This is a genomic window from Gordonia sp. HS-NH1 (assembly GCF_001418765.1).
In the GTDB taxonomy this organism is placed as follows: Bacteria; Actinomycetota; Actinomycetes; order Mycobacteriales; family Mycobacteriaceae; genus Gordonia.
In genome coordinates, this window is sequence record NZ_LIYC01000043.1 from 1 (window position 1) to 15,540 (window position 15,540).

General features: G+C 67.5%; 16 protein-coding genes. 7 read left to right on the top strand and 9 right to left on the bottom strand.

Annotation, left to right across the window (positions count from 1 at the left end; genetic code table 11):
* The first annotated feature begins 114 nt into the window (after positions 1 to 114).
* Positions 115 to 1,104 carry an IS481 family transposase gene (locus AMD30_RS20615; protein ID WP_055476945.1) on the top strand — a complete coding sequence of 330 codons (990 nt, stop codon included), beginning with the start codon at positions 115 to 117 and terminating at the stop codon, positions 1,102 to 1,104.
* On the opposite strand, the gene AMD30_RS20620 is transcribed toward AMD30_RS20615, so the two are convergent.
* Together AMD30_RS20620 and AMD30_RS20625 are read right to left on the bottom strand one after the other, a co-directional pair.
* Complete coding sequence (locus AMD30_RS20620; protein WP_055476923.1) at positions 1,087 to 1,956, bottom strand: hypothetical protein; 870 nt, start codon at positions 1,954 to 1,956, stop codon at positions 1,087 to 1,089. The genes AMD30_RS20615 and AMD30_RS20620 overlap by 18 nt on opposite strands.
* 155 nt (positions 1,957 to 2,111) lie before the next feature.
* A complete protein-coding gene (locus AMD30_RS20625) occupies positions 2,112 to 3,503 on the bottom strand; it encodes an acyl-CoA synthetase (RefSeq protein WP_055476924.1) in 1,392 nt (463 codons plus the stop codon).
* Positions 3,504 to 3,642: 139 nt separating this feature from the next.
* On the opposite strand from AMD30_RS20625, the gene AMD30_RS20630 reads away from it, so the two are divergent.
* On the top strand, positions 3,643 to 4,812 hold the full coding sequence (locus AMD30_RS20630; RefSeq protein WP_084817334.1) for a low temperature requirement protein A: 1,170 nt from the start codon (positions 3,643 to 3,645) through the stop codon (positions 4,810 to 4,812).
* 301 nt (positions 4,813 to 5,113) lie between these two features.
* On the top strand, positions 5,114 to 5,365 hold the full coding sequence (locus AMD30_RS20635; protein ID WP_055476925.1) for a DUF6480 family protein: 252 nt from the start codon (positions 5,114 to 5,116) through the stop codon (positions 5,363 to 5,365).
* A 16-nt stretch (positions 5,366 to 5,381) separates the two neighbouring features.
* Here the strand turns inward: AMD30_RS20635 and AMD30_RS20640 are convergent, their stop codons facing one another.
* Positions 5,382 to 5,834: a hypothetical protein gene (locus tag AMD30_RS20640; protein ID WP_055476926.1), complete on the bottom strand. Its 453-nt coding sequence runs from the start codon at positions 5,832 to 5,834 to the stop codon at positions 5,382 to 5,384.
* Positions 5,835 to 5,912: 78 nt separating this feature from the next.
* Positions 5,913 to 6,464, bottom strand: coding sequence for a helix-turn-helix transcriptional regulator (locus tag AMD30_RS20645; RefSeq protein ID WP_055476927.1), 552 nt, complete (start codon positions 6,462 to 6,464; stop codon positions 5,913 to 5,915).
* 292 nt (positions 6,465 to 6,756) lie between these two features.
* Between AMD30_RS20645 and AMD30_RS20650 the strand changes: the two genes are divergently transcribed.
* Positions 6,757 to 7,500, top strand: coding sequence for a response regulator (locus AMD30_RS20650; protein WP_055476928.1), 744 nt, complete (start codon positions 6,757 to 6,759; stop codon positions 7,498 to 7,500).
* On the opposite strand, the gene AMD30_RS20655 is transcribed toward AMD30_RS20650, so the two are convergent.
* Genes AMD30_RS20655 through AMD30_RS20675 form a run of 5 tightly spaced genes read right to left on the bottom strand, consistent with a single transcriptional unit; the run spans position 7,501 to position 13,127 of the window.
* Positions 7,501 to 8,382, bottom strand: a complete 882-nt coding sequence (locus tag AMD30_RS20655; RefSeq protein WP_055476929.1) for a hypothetical protein — start codon at positions 8,380 to 8,382, stop codon at positions 7,501 to 7,503.
* Positions 8,379 to 9,506, bottom strand: coding sequence for a cysteine protease StiP family protein (locus tag AMD30_RS20660; protein WP_055476930.1), 1,128 nt, complete (start codon positions 9,504 to 9,506; stop codon positions 8,379 to 8,381). Before AMD30_RS20660 ends, AMD30_RS20655 begins: the two co-directional genes overlap by 4 nt.
* Positions 9,506 to 10,804, bottom strand: a complete 1,299-nt coding sequence (locus AMD30_RS20665; protein WP_055476931.1) for a phosphoribosyltransferase family protein — start codon at positions 10,802 to 10,804, stop codon at positions 9,506 to 9,508. Before AMD30_RS20665 ends, AMD30_RS20660 begins: the two co-directional genes overlap by 1 nt.
* Complete coding sequence (locus tag AMD30_RS20670) at positions 10,801 to 12,018, bottom strand: HpcH/HpaI aldolase/citrate lyase family protein (RefSeq protein WP_055476932.1); 1,218 nt, start codon at positions 12,016 to 12,018, stop codon at positions 10,801 to 10,803. The genes AMD30_RS20665 and AMD30_RS20670 overlap by 4 nt, the downstream gene beginning before the upstream one ends.
* The gene (locus AMD30_RS20675) at positions 12,015 to 13,127 is read right to left on the bottom strand and encodes a hypothetical protein (protein WP_010844864.1); all 1,113 of its coding nucleotides are present in this window, start codon (positions 13,125 to 13,127) and stop codon (positions 12,015 to 12,017) included. The genes AMD30_RS20670 and AMD30_RS20675 overlap by 4 nt, the downstream gene beginning before the upstream one ends.
* Before the next feature lie 248 nt (positions 13,128 to 13,375).
* Between AMD30_RS20675 and AMD30_RS20680 the strand changes: the two genes are divergently transcribed.
* The 3 genes from AMD30_RS20680 to AMD30_RS20690 are packed head-to-tail and all read left to right on the top strand — an operon-like array spanning position 13,376 to position 15,496.
* Complete coding sequence (locus AMD30_RS20680; protein WP_014928604.1) at positions 13,376 to 13,996, top strand: AIM24 family protein; 621 nt, start codon at positions 13,376 to 13,378, stop codon at positions 13,994 to 13,996.
* Positions 13,997 to 14,012: 16 nt separating this feature from the next.
* Positions 14,013 to 14,735, top strand: coding sequence for an AIM24 family protein (locus AMD30_RS20685; protein ID WP_014928603.1), 723 nt, complete (start codon positions 14,013 to 14,015; stop codon positions 14,733 to 14,735).
* Positions 14,732 to 15,496, top strand: a complete 765-nt coding sequence (locus AMD30_RS20690) for an AIM24 family protein (protein WP_010844861.1) — start codon at positions 14,732 to 14,734, stop codon at positions 15,494 to 15,496. The genes AMD30_RS20685 and AMD30_RS20690 overlap by 4 nt, the downstream gene beginning before the upstream one ends.
* Positions 15,497 to 15,540: the final 44 nt, after the last annotated feature.

Below are 15,540 nucleotides of genomic sequence, written 5' to 3' on the forward strand. Positions count from 1 at the left end.
CATCAAACTGGCCGTTGACAAGGTACGGCTTACGGCGTGGCGTGGTGACATGGAGAAGACCTCCGAGTGGAGTGCGAGCTGTCTAAGGAACGCTCCCCAGCCTCGGAGGTCTTCGTGTCCCACCGTAATGCCCCATTGTCAGAAACCGGGCGTCTGCGTCTGGCCCGCTGCATCGTTGAGGACGGTTGGTCGCTGCGCCGTGCCGCTGAACGATTCCAAGTCGCGGTCACCACCGCTCAGCGATGGGCTCGGCGTTACCGCGAGCAGGGACCGGCGGGCATGGCCGACCGCAGCTCACGCCCCCACCACAGCCCCAATCAGACTCCGACGCGCACCGAGCGGCGCATCATCAAAGTCCGCGTGCTGCGTCGCTGGGGCCCAGCCCGTATCGCGTATCTGCTCGGGCTCAACGTCTCCACCGTGCACCGGGTCTTGAGCCGGTACAAGCTGGCCCGTCTGCGCTGGCTGGACCGTCCCACTGGGCGGGTCATCCGACGGATGGAGTCCGCCGCTCCCGGCGATCTGGTGCACGTTGATGTCAAGAAACTCGGCAAGATCCCCGCCGGCGGCGGATGGCGCATGCTCGGTCGAACCCAGGGCAACCACAACTCGCAAGCCGATAAAAGTTCAGGACGCCGTAGCAAGTGGGGCGATCCGCTGCGGGGACACCATTTCCTGCACACCGCCCTCGATGCCCACTCCCGACTGGTGTACTCCGAGATTCTGGCTGACGAGCGCAAACAGACCGCCGCCGACTTCTGGGAACGGGCCAACGCCTGGTTCCTGGAGTGCGGATTCACGGTCCGGAATGTATTGACTGACAACGGTTCCTGTTACCGATCCCATGTCTTCCGTGACGCGCTCGGTGAGGTCAAGCATCGCCGGACCCGCCCCTATCGGCCACAGACCAACGGCAAGGTGGAACGGTTTCACCGCACTCTGGCCGATGAATGGGCCTACGCGCGGCTCTACACCAGCGACGCCGAACGCTGCGCTGAGTACTCAAGCTGGCTGCATCACTACAATCACCACCGCGGCCACACCTCACTCAAAGGTCGATCACCCGCCGACCGCGTACCTAACCTCTCAGGTCAGTACATTTAGCGCAGGGTGGCGCCCGCGCACCGTGCGACTGCGGTGGTACCCGTGCGCGACGATGTCCGCGATGTCGGTGTAGGTGGCGTCCCAATCGCCGAACACTTGCGCGTAGGTCAGTCTCAATGGGAAGTAACCCCGCGCCACCAGCTTCCGGTCCCGGATCCGATCCTCCTCGTATCGTTCGACACCGGTGTGGTGTTCGACGCTGTCCAGCTCTAGGGCAAGTCGGTCTCCCACCAGCAGATCGATCCACCCGACACCGGGCACCTGGTGTTGGACGGCGACTCGCAGTCCTGCGCTTCTCAGACGAAGGCGAGTGGCTGTCTCCGTTCCCGATGCGGCGAGGCGCTCGGTCTTTGCGACAGCCCTCTTGATGAACATCGGAGCGTCGTCGAAGTGGGCGCGGAGGCACTCCGGTGTGATCTTGCCGGTGTTGAGTGCGGAGTCGCAGAGGATGATGAAGCCCTCGACATCGAAGCAGCGGGCGGCGTACTGCAGTGCAGTGGGGACGTCGTCGACGGCGCCGTCTACTGGGCTCGGCCGGCCGTACCGTCGGCATCGATCGTGCGACTGCCGACGCTCGTGGCGTGTGACTCTGGAATGAAGTTCTCTGGGGTGCTCGGGTACCCACAGACCATGACGTCGAAGCGCGGAGGCGCACGACACGACGCCCCGGTCGGCAACCGCCCGGGCCACTTCCTCATCGGCCGCACCGGTGCGGTACCACCCGTGCCGGATGGGAGTGATCGTGCCGGAACGGTGGGCATTCCGAATCGACGCAGTGGTCTCGCCCGCGGCCAGGAGTTGATGGGTCGCGACCACACCCCCGAACCGATCGATGAGCTCATCGAAATCCATGCGAGACAGTGTGATCGTGATGTCGGTTATCGGGCCGGAGTCATGGACACCTGTGGACAACCGGGTGCACTTCCTGACAACCGCCCGTAGAAAATGGACAGCCGACACTATGACGACGGGTCAGGTCCACCGGGCGGTTTTCAGACAACCCCAGCTCAGCCGAGCAGTTTTTTCTGCACCTTGCCCATGGCGTTACGCGGGAGGGACTCGACGAAGCGGATCTCCCGGGGCCGTTTGTGATTCGACAGTTCGCCGGCGACGAACTCGATGAGTTCGGTGTCGGCGACCTCGTCGCCCACGACATAGGCGACGATGCGCTGCCCCAGGTAGTCGTCGGGTACGCCGATCACGGCCACCTCGCGGACCGCCGGGTGAGCCAGCAGGACGGTCTCGATCTCGCCGGCCCCGATCCGGAAGCCGCCGGACTTGATGAGGTCGGTCGCGCGTCGGCCGACGATCCGATGCATCCCGTCCGCGCCGATGACCGCGACGTCACCGGTCGCGAAAAAGCCGTCGGGAAGCCATGATTCGGCGGTGGCGTCGGGACGATTGAGGTACCCGGCCGTCAGCATCGGTCCGCGGACGTGGAGATCGCCGACGGTCTGACCGTCGTGCGGCAGTGGCTCGCCGTTCTCCACGAGGCGGGTTTCCACGTGGGCGAGAGGCAATCCCACCCACCCGGGTCGGCGTTCCCCGTCGACCCGCGTACTGACCGTGATCAACGTTTCGGTCATGCCGTACCGCTCGACGATCTGGTGTCCGGTGAGTTCGTGAACGCGATCGAAGACCGGAACGGGTAACGGGGCACTTCCGGAGACGAGGACCCGCGCCGACGACAGTGTCTGTGCGGCAGTCGGTTCGGCGGCAACACGACTCCAGACCGTCGGCACGCCGAAGAACATGCTCGCGCCGGCCTCCGCGGCGGCGGCGTATGCGTCGGCTGTCGGTGTGACGGTGTGGATCAGTCGTCCGCCGCGGCGCAGCGGGCCGAGGACACCCAGGATCAACCCGTGGACGTGGAACAGCGGAAGACCGTGCGCCAGAGTGTCGTCGGCGGTCCAGAGCCAGGCGTCGGCGAGTGCGTCGAGTCCCTCGGCGATGCTCTGCCGACTGACCGGCACACCTTTGGGGAGGCCGGTCGTGCCGGACGTGTAGAGGATCAGCGCCGTCGAGTCGGCGTGCGGTTCGGGATGGCGGTGCCACGATTTCGCGTACCGCCGGACCGGGATGACCGGCAGCGTCGGTTCGGACGGAGACTGCCCCAACCAGGCCTGTGCCCCCGAATCGGCGAGGATGTGCTCGAACTCCCGGGGGCCCGAGTCGGGCGGGACGGGAACCACCGGGACGCCGGCGATCAGCCCGCCCACCACCGCGAGCACCGTCTCGACCGTCGGGGTGGCCAGCACTGCGACTGTCCGCGCGCCGGCAATCCGTTCCGCGACCGCGGTCGCCGCACCGACCAGGTCCTCGCGCGACAACTTGTCGTCGCCGACACGGATCACGGCGGGGTCGTCCGGTGCGGTGGGGGTCAGGGTGGGCAGCAGCACGCCTTCACTGTGCCACGCGGAGACCCTTCCACCGATCACCTGCGCGGATCGCCGAGGTCATGTGGCGTGCGGCAGCCACCACCGACCTGGTGGCATGATCTCGTGCACCAGGATCGACCGATCGGGGGGATTGGCAACGATGTCCACACGCTTGCACCTGAGCACCATGCGCCCACGGGACCCGGACGAGCCGGGCCGGACGGCCAGCACTCTCGAGCTCTTCTTCGATCTGGTGTTCGTGGTGGCGGTGAGCATCGCGGCGGTCCAGTTGCATCATGCGCTCACCGAGAACCACATCGTCGACGGCGTGGTGTCGTACGCGTTCGTGTTCTTCGCCATCTGGTGGGCGTGGATGAACTTCACCTGGTTCGCGACATCGTTCGGCACCGACGACTGGCTCTACCGGGTCCTCACCTTCGTCCAGATGGCCGGGGTGCTGGTGCTCGCGGCGGGGATCGAATCCGCATTCGTCGACCACGAGTTCTCTCTGGTCGTCGTCGGCTACGTGATCATGCGCGTCGCGATGGTCGCCCAGTGGCTGCGTGCGTCCGGCTCCGCCGGGGACCGCCGCCGGACCACCCGGCTCTACGCCGCCGGGATCGCAGTCGTCCAGGTCCTGTGGCTGCTGTGGCTGCTCGTCCCGTCGGGTACCGCCGCGACCATCGGCTTCGTGGTGCTCGTCGGCGCCGAACTCGCCGTGCCGGTCATCGCCGAACGCCAGGGAAACACCCCTTGGCATCCGCACCACATCACCGAGAGGTACGGCCTCTTCACGCTCATCCTGCTCGGCGAGAGTCTGCTGGCGTCGTCGAACGCCATCATCGAGGCATTGCACAGCGAGCAGGAACTCGCGCCGCTGATCTCGATCGCGATCCTGACCTTCGTCGCGACCGCCGCCCTGTGGTGGATCTACTTCTGGCCGCCGCACCACCGGGCGATCGGATCGCTGGCGGATTCACTCCGGTACGGATACGTACACTACTTCGTCTTCGCGGCGGCCGGCGCGTTCTCGGCAGGCATCGAGGTCGAGATCGATGTGCTGACCCATCACAGCGAGCTGACGGAAACCCAGGCGTCGTTCACGGTCACGATCCCGATCGCGGTCTTCATCCTCGGGATCTGGTGGATTGCCATCCGCGCCAACGCCGACCGCGTGGTGAACACCGTGGTTCCGGTCGGGGCCCTGCTCGTCCTCCTCGATCCCGTCATCCCGGTCCCGTTCGCGCTGACCGCCGTGTTCCTCATCGCGATCGTGACCGTGCTGGTCCTGCGACCCCCACTGACCACGGACGCCGGCGTCCACGGGTGATCTGTCGCGGGGTGTAACGCTCGTGCGGGCGCGACGCTGACGGGACCCGCTCGTGTTTGGGACCGATAGTCACGGGTAAGGGTGTACTCAGGTCGCGAGGATGAGGATTGAATGCGGCCCCCGATGACGCAGATCGGCGGGGGTTGAGCAGCCAGCCCCCAACCGATCTGGCCGGAGGCGTGGTGGTGGGATCGACCGCACGCGGAACCCCACCACCACGCTTCGACGGCCCTCGACGGTCTGCGACGAGGCTGGGGAACGACCACGAGTGACTTGTCGTCATTCCGGGTACACCGACCACATGGCTGACAACGACCCCGCCCGGAAACCGTTCAATCCGCAGAACCCCGACCCGGCGAGCACGGCGGGACTCGAACCCGGAGGCGGAGTCGCGCCTGGTGACACCCCGCCGGCCGAGTCCGCGGTCGGAGGGCAGGAGCACGAGCCGCCGCAGCGCAGGCGAGTCGGCGGTGTGATCGTGATCGCCGTCGCGGCGATCATCTTCCTGCTGGTCGCATTGGGTCTCATCGGTCGTGCGGTGGGTCTGTTCTAGATCGCCGACGCGCTCCTCATCTCGCGGCCGGGATCTCGACGCCGCGACGCCACCGCAGGGCCAGTACGACCTCGACGATTCCGACGACGATCATCACGGGCTGTAGGAAGAAGAAGACATGGAGCAGTGCGAGCTGGAGAACGATCCACGCAATCAGCGACCCGCCGGCGAGCAGGCCGCCGATGATGCCCAGACGCGCGGGCACGGACGGCACGGCGATGGCCGCGGCTGCGACGAGATGCGGAATCGCGACCGCGGCGATCAACGCGATCCCGGGTCCGGTCCACGTGGCGAACGGAGTGTTGAGTAGCCACTCCCGCGGCATGGCCCACTGATCGCCCACCAGGGCCAGCCCGCCGGCGACGGCCGCGAATGCCACGAGGACCTCGACGATCGCGAGAGCCCAACCAGCGGCCGTCCGTCGGTTGCCGATCCGCTGGATGGCGGAGGTGTCAGAGGTTGCGGTCACGCTCACAGTCTCCCGCACGTGTCGCCTGGTGTCGTGAGGCGAAGGGCACCATCGGGCGCCGTGCCCGGTCATCGAGCCTCAGGGCCGCACCCACCCGTCGGTGATGAACTCGACGAGGAGCTGGGCCTTGTTCCCGATCGGCCGGCCGGCTTCTTCATATCGTCGCGCGACTCGCCGATAGTGTTCGCGCACCGTGCTTTCCGCGATCGCGTGGGCGCGCGAGGTCTGACGCAGCGTGGCACCCAGCGTGTAGGTCCTGAGGATCTCCAGTTCCCGCTCGGTGAGTCGCACCCGGTTCGCGAGTTCGGGGGCGGACTGCGGCGTCGGTGGGCCCGCCGCGGTCGCCAGCGCGCGATGTAGTGCCTCCTCCGCTCCCGGGGCGCGGGGGGAGACGCGGATGTGTTCGAAGCCCGCGACACCGTTGCCCACGAAGATGATCTTGACCGAGCGCAACGCCGGCACGCGCCGGACGAATCCGAGCATGGCCGCGGACCGCACGAGGATCGCGGCCGCATTCCGTAGGCCGGTGAGCTGCGCGGGTTCGACGACGCGGGCGTCGTACCCGGCACTCTCGATCAGCGCGGCCAGGGCGGCGTCGAAGATGTCGCCCTCGGCGACAACGGCAGCCATACGCGCGGTCTGCTCGCTGCCCTTACCCGGCTGCGTCGCACGCGGGTGTGGCGGTCGGGGGTCGTTCGACGATGCGGACAAGCTCTCGGTTCTCCTGGGTCGGTGCGCAAGCGGAGATTGCTCACGGGTTCCCGTTTCGCCCATTCCGCACGCGATTGTTTCAGCCTTTCGAATATCGACTCCGATATCAGCGGCTTCGACGACCGAATGTGACCTTGGCCGAGTATTCAAACGCACGAACCGATCAAATGAATACGTGATTACGCATCGAGCATGCACTTCAGGCAAAATCGTGCATGTGCCGGACAGTCTGAGAGTGTTGCTTGTTTCTCCGCTCGGGCATGTCGGTGCGGCACCCCTGTCGCAGGCATTGGACGACGCGACCGTCACCGTGGCGACCGGGCAGGACGAATTCATCCGCAGCATCGTGAACAACGTGCGTTTCGACGTCGTGGTGGCCGACCTGATCTGGAACGGACCCACCCTGGAATGGACCTTCGACGGACTCGACCTCGTCGACGCGCTGGATTCTCACGGACGCCGGGCACCGGTGATTCTCGCGTCGGATGGATCGGCGATGGATCGCGACCATCTCGACGAAGCGCGGTTGCGGGACGGGGTCGCCGGCGTGATCGCGAAGCCCGACGGATACGCCGTCCTGACGGAATTCGTCCAGGCGGTCGCGCTCGGCCGGCGGCCACCCGGCGTGCAGCGCGACGTCCGGCATCCGACCCTGTACGGCCTGCTCACCGGTCAGCGCGGTCATACCGCCGGTCGTCTCGCCGGTGCGATCGCGTCTGGCAACGCGTCCGACAACGCGACGCTCGCACGTGCGGCGAAGGTGTCGCCGAACACGGCGAACAAGGTGACGAGTCACTACCTGGGCCCGATCATCACCGAGTTGGGAGAACATGACGCCACCCTGCCGATGACCCAGGCGGCCGTCTACCGCTGGTGCGGCCTGCATGCGCGCTACCTGATCAGCTGGTGCCGACGCCACGGGCACTCGGATGTCCTCGGATCGATGCCGGCGTGATCAGCCCGCGTGGACACCGGCGGTGGCGCCCCGACCGGTGGGGTCGCTCGGCTCTACCGGGACCAGGCCGGTTCGTTCGCCGAACCACCTCAGGATCTCGACGCCGGCGAGAGCCCCGGTGTGCGCGGTGACCCTCAGCCCCGGCGACGACCATCCGAGCGACTCGAGCTCACCGTGCCGGGGGCGGATCGCGTGATCCGCGGCGAGCAACAGGTCGGTGTCGAGCCAGCCGTCACCGGCCGCGTAGAGCTCTGCCGAGTCGTCGAGGGTCCCGTCGGCGACCAGCCGTCGCCGAACCTCGGCGATCGCCGCCGATTTGGTCACCGGTTGCGGAGTCGCGTAGATCTTCCGGCCCTGCTGGGACGCCGTCCAGCCGCGCGCGTCGCACCACCCTTGCCACTGCTCGAGAAACTCCGGCGGCTGGGCCGACGGGTCGACGACGAGGTAGCAGAAGAGGTCGTCGGCGGTCCGCAACGCCGTCACCCACGAGTCGTCGATGCGGGTCCTGAGCTCGTTGCGGACCTCGTCGAGCGTGGCGCCCGCGCGGGTCACCTCGTTCTCGATGTGCGCGCGCCAGACCGGGTCGTCGGCGCCGTCGACGAGGATCCGGCCGCCGTTGCTGACCACGGCATATCGGAATGGGCTGCCCGGCAACGTGATTCGCTCATACTGTGCCGGGGTGCGAGTGGTTGTCGGGACGACGACGACCTCGCGCGCCAACCGGGTCATCAGTTCGACGGCGGCCTCGGCCATGTACGACAGCGGTGCATCGCGGTAGATCTCGACGCACACGGTCTCCAGGGTCGCGAACTGTTCGTCACCCATCGCCGCGCGGGAGTAGATCATGGTCCGGTCGAGATCGGTGGCGATGATCGCGTTCACGAGTCCTCCTTGATCAGCCCGACACACGAATACGCGAGATCGGGCGAGACCTCCACGGGCACATCTCGTTCGGCGGCGAGCAACCGGATGTGGCGGTGCTCCGGCAGGTCGTCGGCGCGCACCAGGATGCGCCACGGCACGCGACGCAACAGCACTCTGGTGGTTTCGCCGACCCCGGGTTTGACCAGGTTGATCGACGACAGGCCGTACTCGGCCTGGATGCGCTCCACGGATCGCCAGCCGGACCAGTCCGGCCGGCGAGATGGCGGCGTCATCGAGGCCACCGTCGCCCGGACCCGGTCGGCGACCGCGTCGAACTCCGCACTGACGGTGTCCAGGAACACTCCCGACACATCGAAGTCGCTCAGGTGCCGATAGAACTTGGCGCCGTGGAACTCTCCCGGACCGATGTGGTCGGCATTCAGCACGGTACGTGAGACCAGCCCGGACACAGTGGAATTCAGGCAGGCCGACGCGATGAGGAAGTCGTCCCGGGTGCCGAATAGTGTCGTTGCCGAACCCGGGTCGGCCAGTACCGCCAGTTCGTCGTGCAGCTGCGGACGGCCGGCGCGTGCGTACTCGCCGACGGCGGCGGTCAGCTCCCGCTGGATGGCGCCTTTGCCGGTCCAGCCGTCGACGAAGACGACCGACTCGGCAGGGTGGCGTTCCACGATGTGATCGAGTGCGACGGTGTCGATCCCACGACCGCGCACGATCGAGATCGTGTAGTGGCGGGGATCGACACCGTGGATCGCGAGCATCCACCGACGGATCAGGATGCCGACCGGCGTTCCGGCGCGCGCCAGTGAGACCAGTGTCGGTGCGGAGTGGCGCTCGGCCAGGATGAGTTCGGACACGACTCCGACCGCTTCGGCGAGGCGCTGAGCCGAGGATCGCAGCGTCGCGTGGAACAGTTCCTGATACTCACGGCCCGGCTGATACTCGATCGGCAGGGACTCGGCGTAATGTGCCTGCCCGGACTGGATGCGGCGTTCCCGTTCGCGCAGTTCACCTTCCAGTGCCACATCGGACAGGTCCTTGAGCAACCAGGTGACCTCTTCGGCCGCATACGAACCGAACTCCGGGCCGCGTAACGGTGGAGTGGTGGTGGCGATCCCGTGCATCAGCGCACCGCCTCTCGCGCCCGGGCCAGGGAAAGCTGGTCCGTTGCGGGCAAGACGGCCAGGACGACCGGGTGCCCGGCGGCGGTGAGGACGTCGACCAGGCCGCCCGCCGCGCGCAACTCGTCGGTGTCGGCCGGCGAGTCGATCACCAGCACGACCTGGGGATCGGGGTGCTCGACGGATGAGACGTTGTAGACGTAGCGAGGCGTGTCCGGGTCGGGTTCCGGTGCGATGAACCGGAACCCGCGTCGGAGTGGATACCCCGGGACGTCGTGCACCTGGGCCGGGGACCTCGTGGTGGTCTGGTACGCGGTGGCGAGACCACGACGCTCCAGGGCCTCCGCGACACACAGCGGCGCGTACATCAGCTCCTCGTGTCCGATCACGACCACCGGACGCCCCGGATCGAGATGTGCCGCCACGGTGTCCGCGGCGTCGTCTGCGGCTCGATGGAACTCCGGAGAGTCGGCGCGAAGGACCCCGTGCCTGCCTCCGTCGGGAACCGCCGCGGGCCAGTCGGGCGAGACCTCGACCAGGTCGCCGCGTCGCGGTGCCACCGGATTGAGGTCACCGGATTCGAGCTTCCACACGTCCTCGAGGAGCGTCGGCGGAAGCGTGATCGAGCCGTGGGCGAGCGTCACGTAGGTGACCTCGACGCCGAGTTGCGCTGCGAAGGCCTCACATTCGGCCTCCTGATCGGGTGTCCGCATGTCCACCAGGGACGCCACGACGAACCGCGTGCGGGGACGTTCCGCGACAATGGCCTCGATGGCGCCGAGCGCGGTCTTGCCGGTGGAGACCTCGTCGTCGACCATGATCAGCACCTCGTTCGGCGAGGTCGCGTCGAGGAAGGCGGGGTCGCTCGGCTGCAACAGGTGTGTGGTGGCGTGTGAATGCCCTTCCTCGAAGGTGCCCGACACCGTCACTCCCGGTCTCCTGCGCCGCGTCGAATGCAGGTACCGGGATGCGGAGATCCGTTCGGCCACGCAGTGTCCGAGGCCGGTGGCGGTCTCGGCGAAGCCGAAGACGACGGCGTCGCGCGCCGAGTTCGTGCCGATCGCGGCGATGATCGCTGCGCCGAGATCGTCGGCGGCGCCACGGACGATCGACGGTGGCGTCGGGATGTGTTTGCCCAGGACCGTCGAGACCAGGAGGTGCGCGCGGCGCCGATTGTGGCGCAGCCCGAGTGAGACGAGGTCGTGCACCGTGTGATCCGTTCGGGCGTCGTCGGCGGCGGAGATCTCGACGTCGAAACGTTCGGTCACCCAGTCGATGCCGACGGTGTCCGGGTCGCTCACGATGCGCCCGGCCCGGGCGAGGCCAGCGCGGTGAGCAGGTCGACGAAGGAGACCCCCTGTCGTGTCACCCCGAAAGCGGCCGCGCGATCGATGACACGCAGTGCCCAATTACGGTGCGGCTTCAGCTCGTTCATCTTGTTCCGATACGACGACGCGCGTACCCCGCCGGACTCCCCGGCCAGGATGTCGAGTGCGTCGTGATATTCCTCGTGGGTCACCGCCGACAGCGCATGCACCGCGGCGACGTGCGCGGGGTGGATGACCGTCTTTCCGTGCAGACCGTTGGCGCGGTCGAGGGTGATCTCGCGCAGGAGGCCGTCCATGTCGCGGCTGACCAGTTGCTGCCGGAAATAGACGGCGTCGTTCTCCCGGAACGGGGTGTGCCGCAACATGGGCTGGAACATGCGCTCGTGGTCGGCGAAGTACTCCCAGACCGGGCCGGTCACGACGAAACCGGTCTCGTCGCTGCGCCCGAGATGATTGACGATGCCGGCGATCACATCGGCGGCAACACGGACGTCGTAGATGGTCAGGTCCCGATCCCGGCGGATGCCGAAGAAACCGCAGATGTCGGTGGCCCCGATGCGAACCGCCAGCACGCGGTCCCGGTGCTCACCGAGCAGCGATGCCAGAGCGGTCAACTCGTCGTCACGGGTCTCACGGTGCACGACCGACGCCGACTCGAGGACCGGCATCACCCAGAGGTGCTTGTCGAGGATCTGGCCCGCGCGGGCGACGGCGTCGAGGGCTGCGGGGGCGTTGTCCGAGGCGAACTTCGGGATGACGAACCCGGTCAGCACCGACGGGGTGCTCAGCGCCTCTGCGAACGGCACGATCCGGTCGGCCGAACGCGGACGGACGAACAGCAGCATCGGTGGGCCCGGGTTCTCGGCAATTCTGCGGAGCGCGGCCACGGCATGGTCGATCGCCTCGGCCTCCTGGTCGTCGGCGACCGCGTCCTCGAGGTCGATGACCATCGAGATCACCCCCTCGGCGCGTCGTCGGCGGATGACGTCGGCCAGGTCGGGGCGGGTTGCCGGGACGTACAGGGTGGCACCGAGGGCGACCGCGAGTCGCTGGGCGGGCCAGGTCGGCTCGATCGGCTCGGGCTGCCGGTAGAACAGATGCTCTGAGACCGACGGCTCCAGATGATCGAAGTGTCGGATCGTCCCGGGTTCGAGGCCGGTCTCGTCGTGCCGTGCAGTGGTGGTCATCCTGCGGCCACCTGTCCTCTCATCCGCGAAACGATCTCGGTGATCCGGTCGTCCACCGCGCGGAGCTGGGTCAGGTAGCTCCAGTAGTCGGGATGGATGCGGTCCAGCTCTCCCTTGGCGCGCTCGATCCGGTCGGCCTGAGCATCGAGGACCGAACCCCATTCGTCAACCAGGGCGTGATCGACCGCGAACAGCTGGGCGTCGCGGAGCCGGAACCGCACGCGCTGCTCGGCACCCTTCGGGTCGGACCGGACCTCGCGCAGGAGGCGCAAGCGGTCGAGCACGGCATTGACGGCCTTCTCGGCCACGGCCAGGTCGTCACGCGCGGCGTCGGCGCGGTCGATGGCCTGGTCAGGGTCGTCGACGAGCATGGCGCGGGCTGCCGCGAGCTCGGCGTCGGCATGTGCGAGCCGCTCGTCGACGACGGTGCCGTTGCGTTGGAGATCGAGAGAGCAGTCGGCACTGAACTCCCGGCGCAGTGCCGACAGGGTGCCGGGGAGCTGCGCGCTGCGTGTCGACACCGCGCTCCGGCGGGTTTCCACCGAACGGATGACCTGCTGTGCCCGCTCGGCGAAAGCGGGCGCCTCGGCGAGGAGCCGGTCGAGCTGCCGCGCCGCGCTGAGCACGGCCGCCGCGGCGGTCTGCCGCTCACGCAGGCCCGTGGCCTGGTCGAACGTCGCGAGCGCCCGTGCGAGGTCGTCGGTGGCACCTGATACCGATTGCAACCGTGTCACCGCCGGAGCCGCGCTCTCCAGGGCGGTCATCGCCCGGTTGGCGGCCACCCGGGCCTGGTGATCCTGGGCGTCGGCGGCACGCACCGTGGCGCGAGCCCGCTCGAGGGTCCCGGCGTGGGTCTCGGCGAAGTCGCGCATCGAGGCGGTGACCGCCCGCAACGCCTGCGTCGAGCGCTCGAGATCCTGCGGGGCGACGCGCGTGCCGGCGGGCGGCGAGGCCAGTCGCAGATAGTCCGACGTCGCCTGGGCATGTTGCTCGCGGATGCTCGACCACGCGGCGCGCAGCTGCGACCGCGGCTCGAGGGTGGAACTCACACCGACGGCCGGATCGATCTCGGCCAGGACGGATTCGGACTCCAGGAACGCCGCTGTCATTTGTTCCGATGATGCAGGTGGTGCGGAATTCGTGCGTGAATCGTTCCCGAACCATCGACGTACGAAGTTTCCGGGCACCACACGATGCTATCGGCTATTTTCATCTCCGTATGAGGCCGGATTCCCCGGCTCACGACGGGCTGGAACGGCCGGTCGACGGCGGGTGCTGTGGTGCGGGGATGGCGTCGGGAGACGAACGAGGGACGGTCGGTCGGCGACCTCCCCGCGGCGCGAGAGAGGCACGTCGAATGCAGTTGGTACAAAGGTCCAAACGCGTGGTGGAAGCCAGGCTCAACAATTCCGCGGTGCGCGCGATCAGCGGGTCGATGGTCGCCTACGAGGGGCAGGTCACCTTCAAGTCGGCGGGCTTCGGCGGCGGCGACGGTGTGCTCGCGGGCCTCAAGCAGCGGGCCACCGGAGAGGCGCTGTCGCTCATGGAGGCGTCGGGCAGCGGCATCGTCTACTTCGCCCACAACGCCGCCGAGACGACGGTCATCGAGCTGAACAACGAGACGCTGCAGGTGGAGTCCGAGCAACTGATGGTGCTCAACGGCAACCTGCAGACCAACGTCACCTTCGCCGGTCTGCGCGGCGCATCGTCGGGTCAGGGGCTGTTCACCACGACGGTGAGCGGCCACGGTCAGATCGCGCTGCTGTCCAACGGCGGTCCGCTCATCCATCTGGAGGTGTCCCCGCAGTATCCGCTCGTGGTCGATCCGGACGCCTTTGTCTGTGCCCGTGGGCAGTTGAGTCAGTCGTTCGTCACCGACGTCTCCTGGCGGTCGGCGCTGGGACAAGGTGGCGGTGAGGCGTTCTCGTTGCGGTGGGATGGCAGCGGCGTCGTGTCGATCCAGCCGGCCGAGCGGTGAGGGTGAGGTAGCGAGAATGTTCACCAAGGTCAACAGCAAGGTCGTCTCCGTCGACATCGGTCGGACCGGGCCCGTCATCGCACGACGCGGGGCGATGCTCTTCTACAAGGGAGACGTGCACTTCCAGCCCCACCAGATCGCGGGTGCGGGCGGAATGGGCGGCGGGATGCCGGGTCTGGGCGGCATGGGCGGCATGGCCGGGCGGATGCTCGCCGGCGAACACGAGTCGACGATGATCGCCCAGGGACACGGCGAGGTGCACTACGGGTTCCTCGGCATCGAGGTGCACGTCGTGGATCTCGGAGCGGTCGGCGGAACGATCCGCGTCGAGGCCTCGCGTCTGCTCGCCTACGGGGCCAACCTGCAGGCGTCCGTCGTCTCGGTCGCTTCCCAAGGCGGTGGCGGTGGTGGCGGCGGCGGTGGCGGTCTGTTCGGGGCGCTGCGGAACGCGGCGGCCGGGGCCGTCACGGGCCAGGGCATGTTCACGACGCAGCTGTCGGGTCCCGGCTCGGCGGTCCTGCTCGGGCACGGCGGGGTCTTCGAGCTCGAGGTGTCCCCGCAGAAGCCGCCGGTGACTGTCGATCCGCAGGCGTTCGTCGGGTCGGCGGGGCAGGTCAACACGAGCTTGCGATCGGCGATGAGCTGGCGCAATGTGGGCCGTTCCGGCGGTGAGGCAATGCAATTGGAGTGTTCCGGACAGGGCGTCGTGTACGTGCAGGCATCGGAGGAGAAGCTGTGAGCCAACTCAACACCGTGTGGAGTCCGATGAATCTGCCGTCGGACGACAATGTTCCGGACAACAACTACTCGTTCTGCATCGACCTCAATCAGCCCTGGTTCATGTCCAAGGGCGCGATGATCGCCTACTACGGACAGATGCAGTTCACCGCGCTCACACAGGGGCTACAGGGCAACATGCTGCAGATGGTGGCGCAGCAGTTCTCCGCCCCGCTGTACCTCGGTGACTACGTCGTCGCCGAGGGCCACGGCAAGCTGATCATCGGTGACCGCGGCTACGACATCAACGCCTACGACCTCGAAGACGGCAACCTCACCATCCGGGCCGCCAATCTCCTTGCCTTCCAGCCGAACCTGTCGCTGAACCAGTCCATCGTGCCGGGTTTCCTCACGCTCATCGGCACCGGCAAGTTCCTCGCGTCGTCGAACGGTCCGGTGATGTTCGTCGAACCGCCGGTACGCGTCGATCCCGAAGCCCTTGTCGGATGGTCGGACTGCCCGTCGCCGAGCCACCACTACGACGAGGCGTGGGTCAACGGCTTCATCGCCGCGGCGGGTCGGCGGATGGGCCTGAACTCCGGTGAGGAGCGTCAGTTCGACTTCACCGGCGCCGGAACGGTTCTGGTGCAGTCGAGCGAGAAGGTGCGCGACGACTCGGCGGTCCTGCGCACGATCCAGGGCCACCTCCCCGGCATGTCGGCACCGAGCCTGCACCAGATCAATCAGCAGGTCACCCAGCAACTCGGCCAGCAGCAGGGCTGAGATCCACCACCGAGAACAACTGCGCCCCCTCTGCTCCCTGAGGT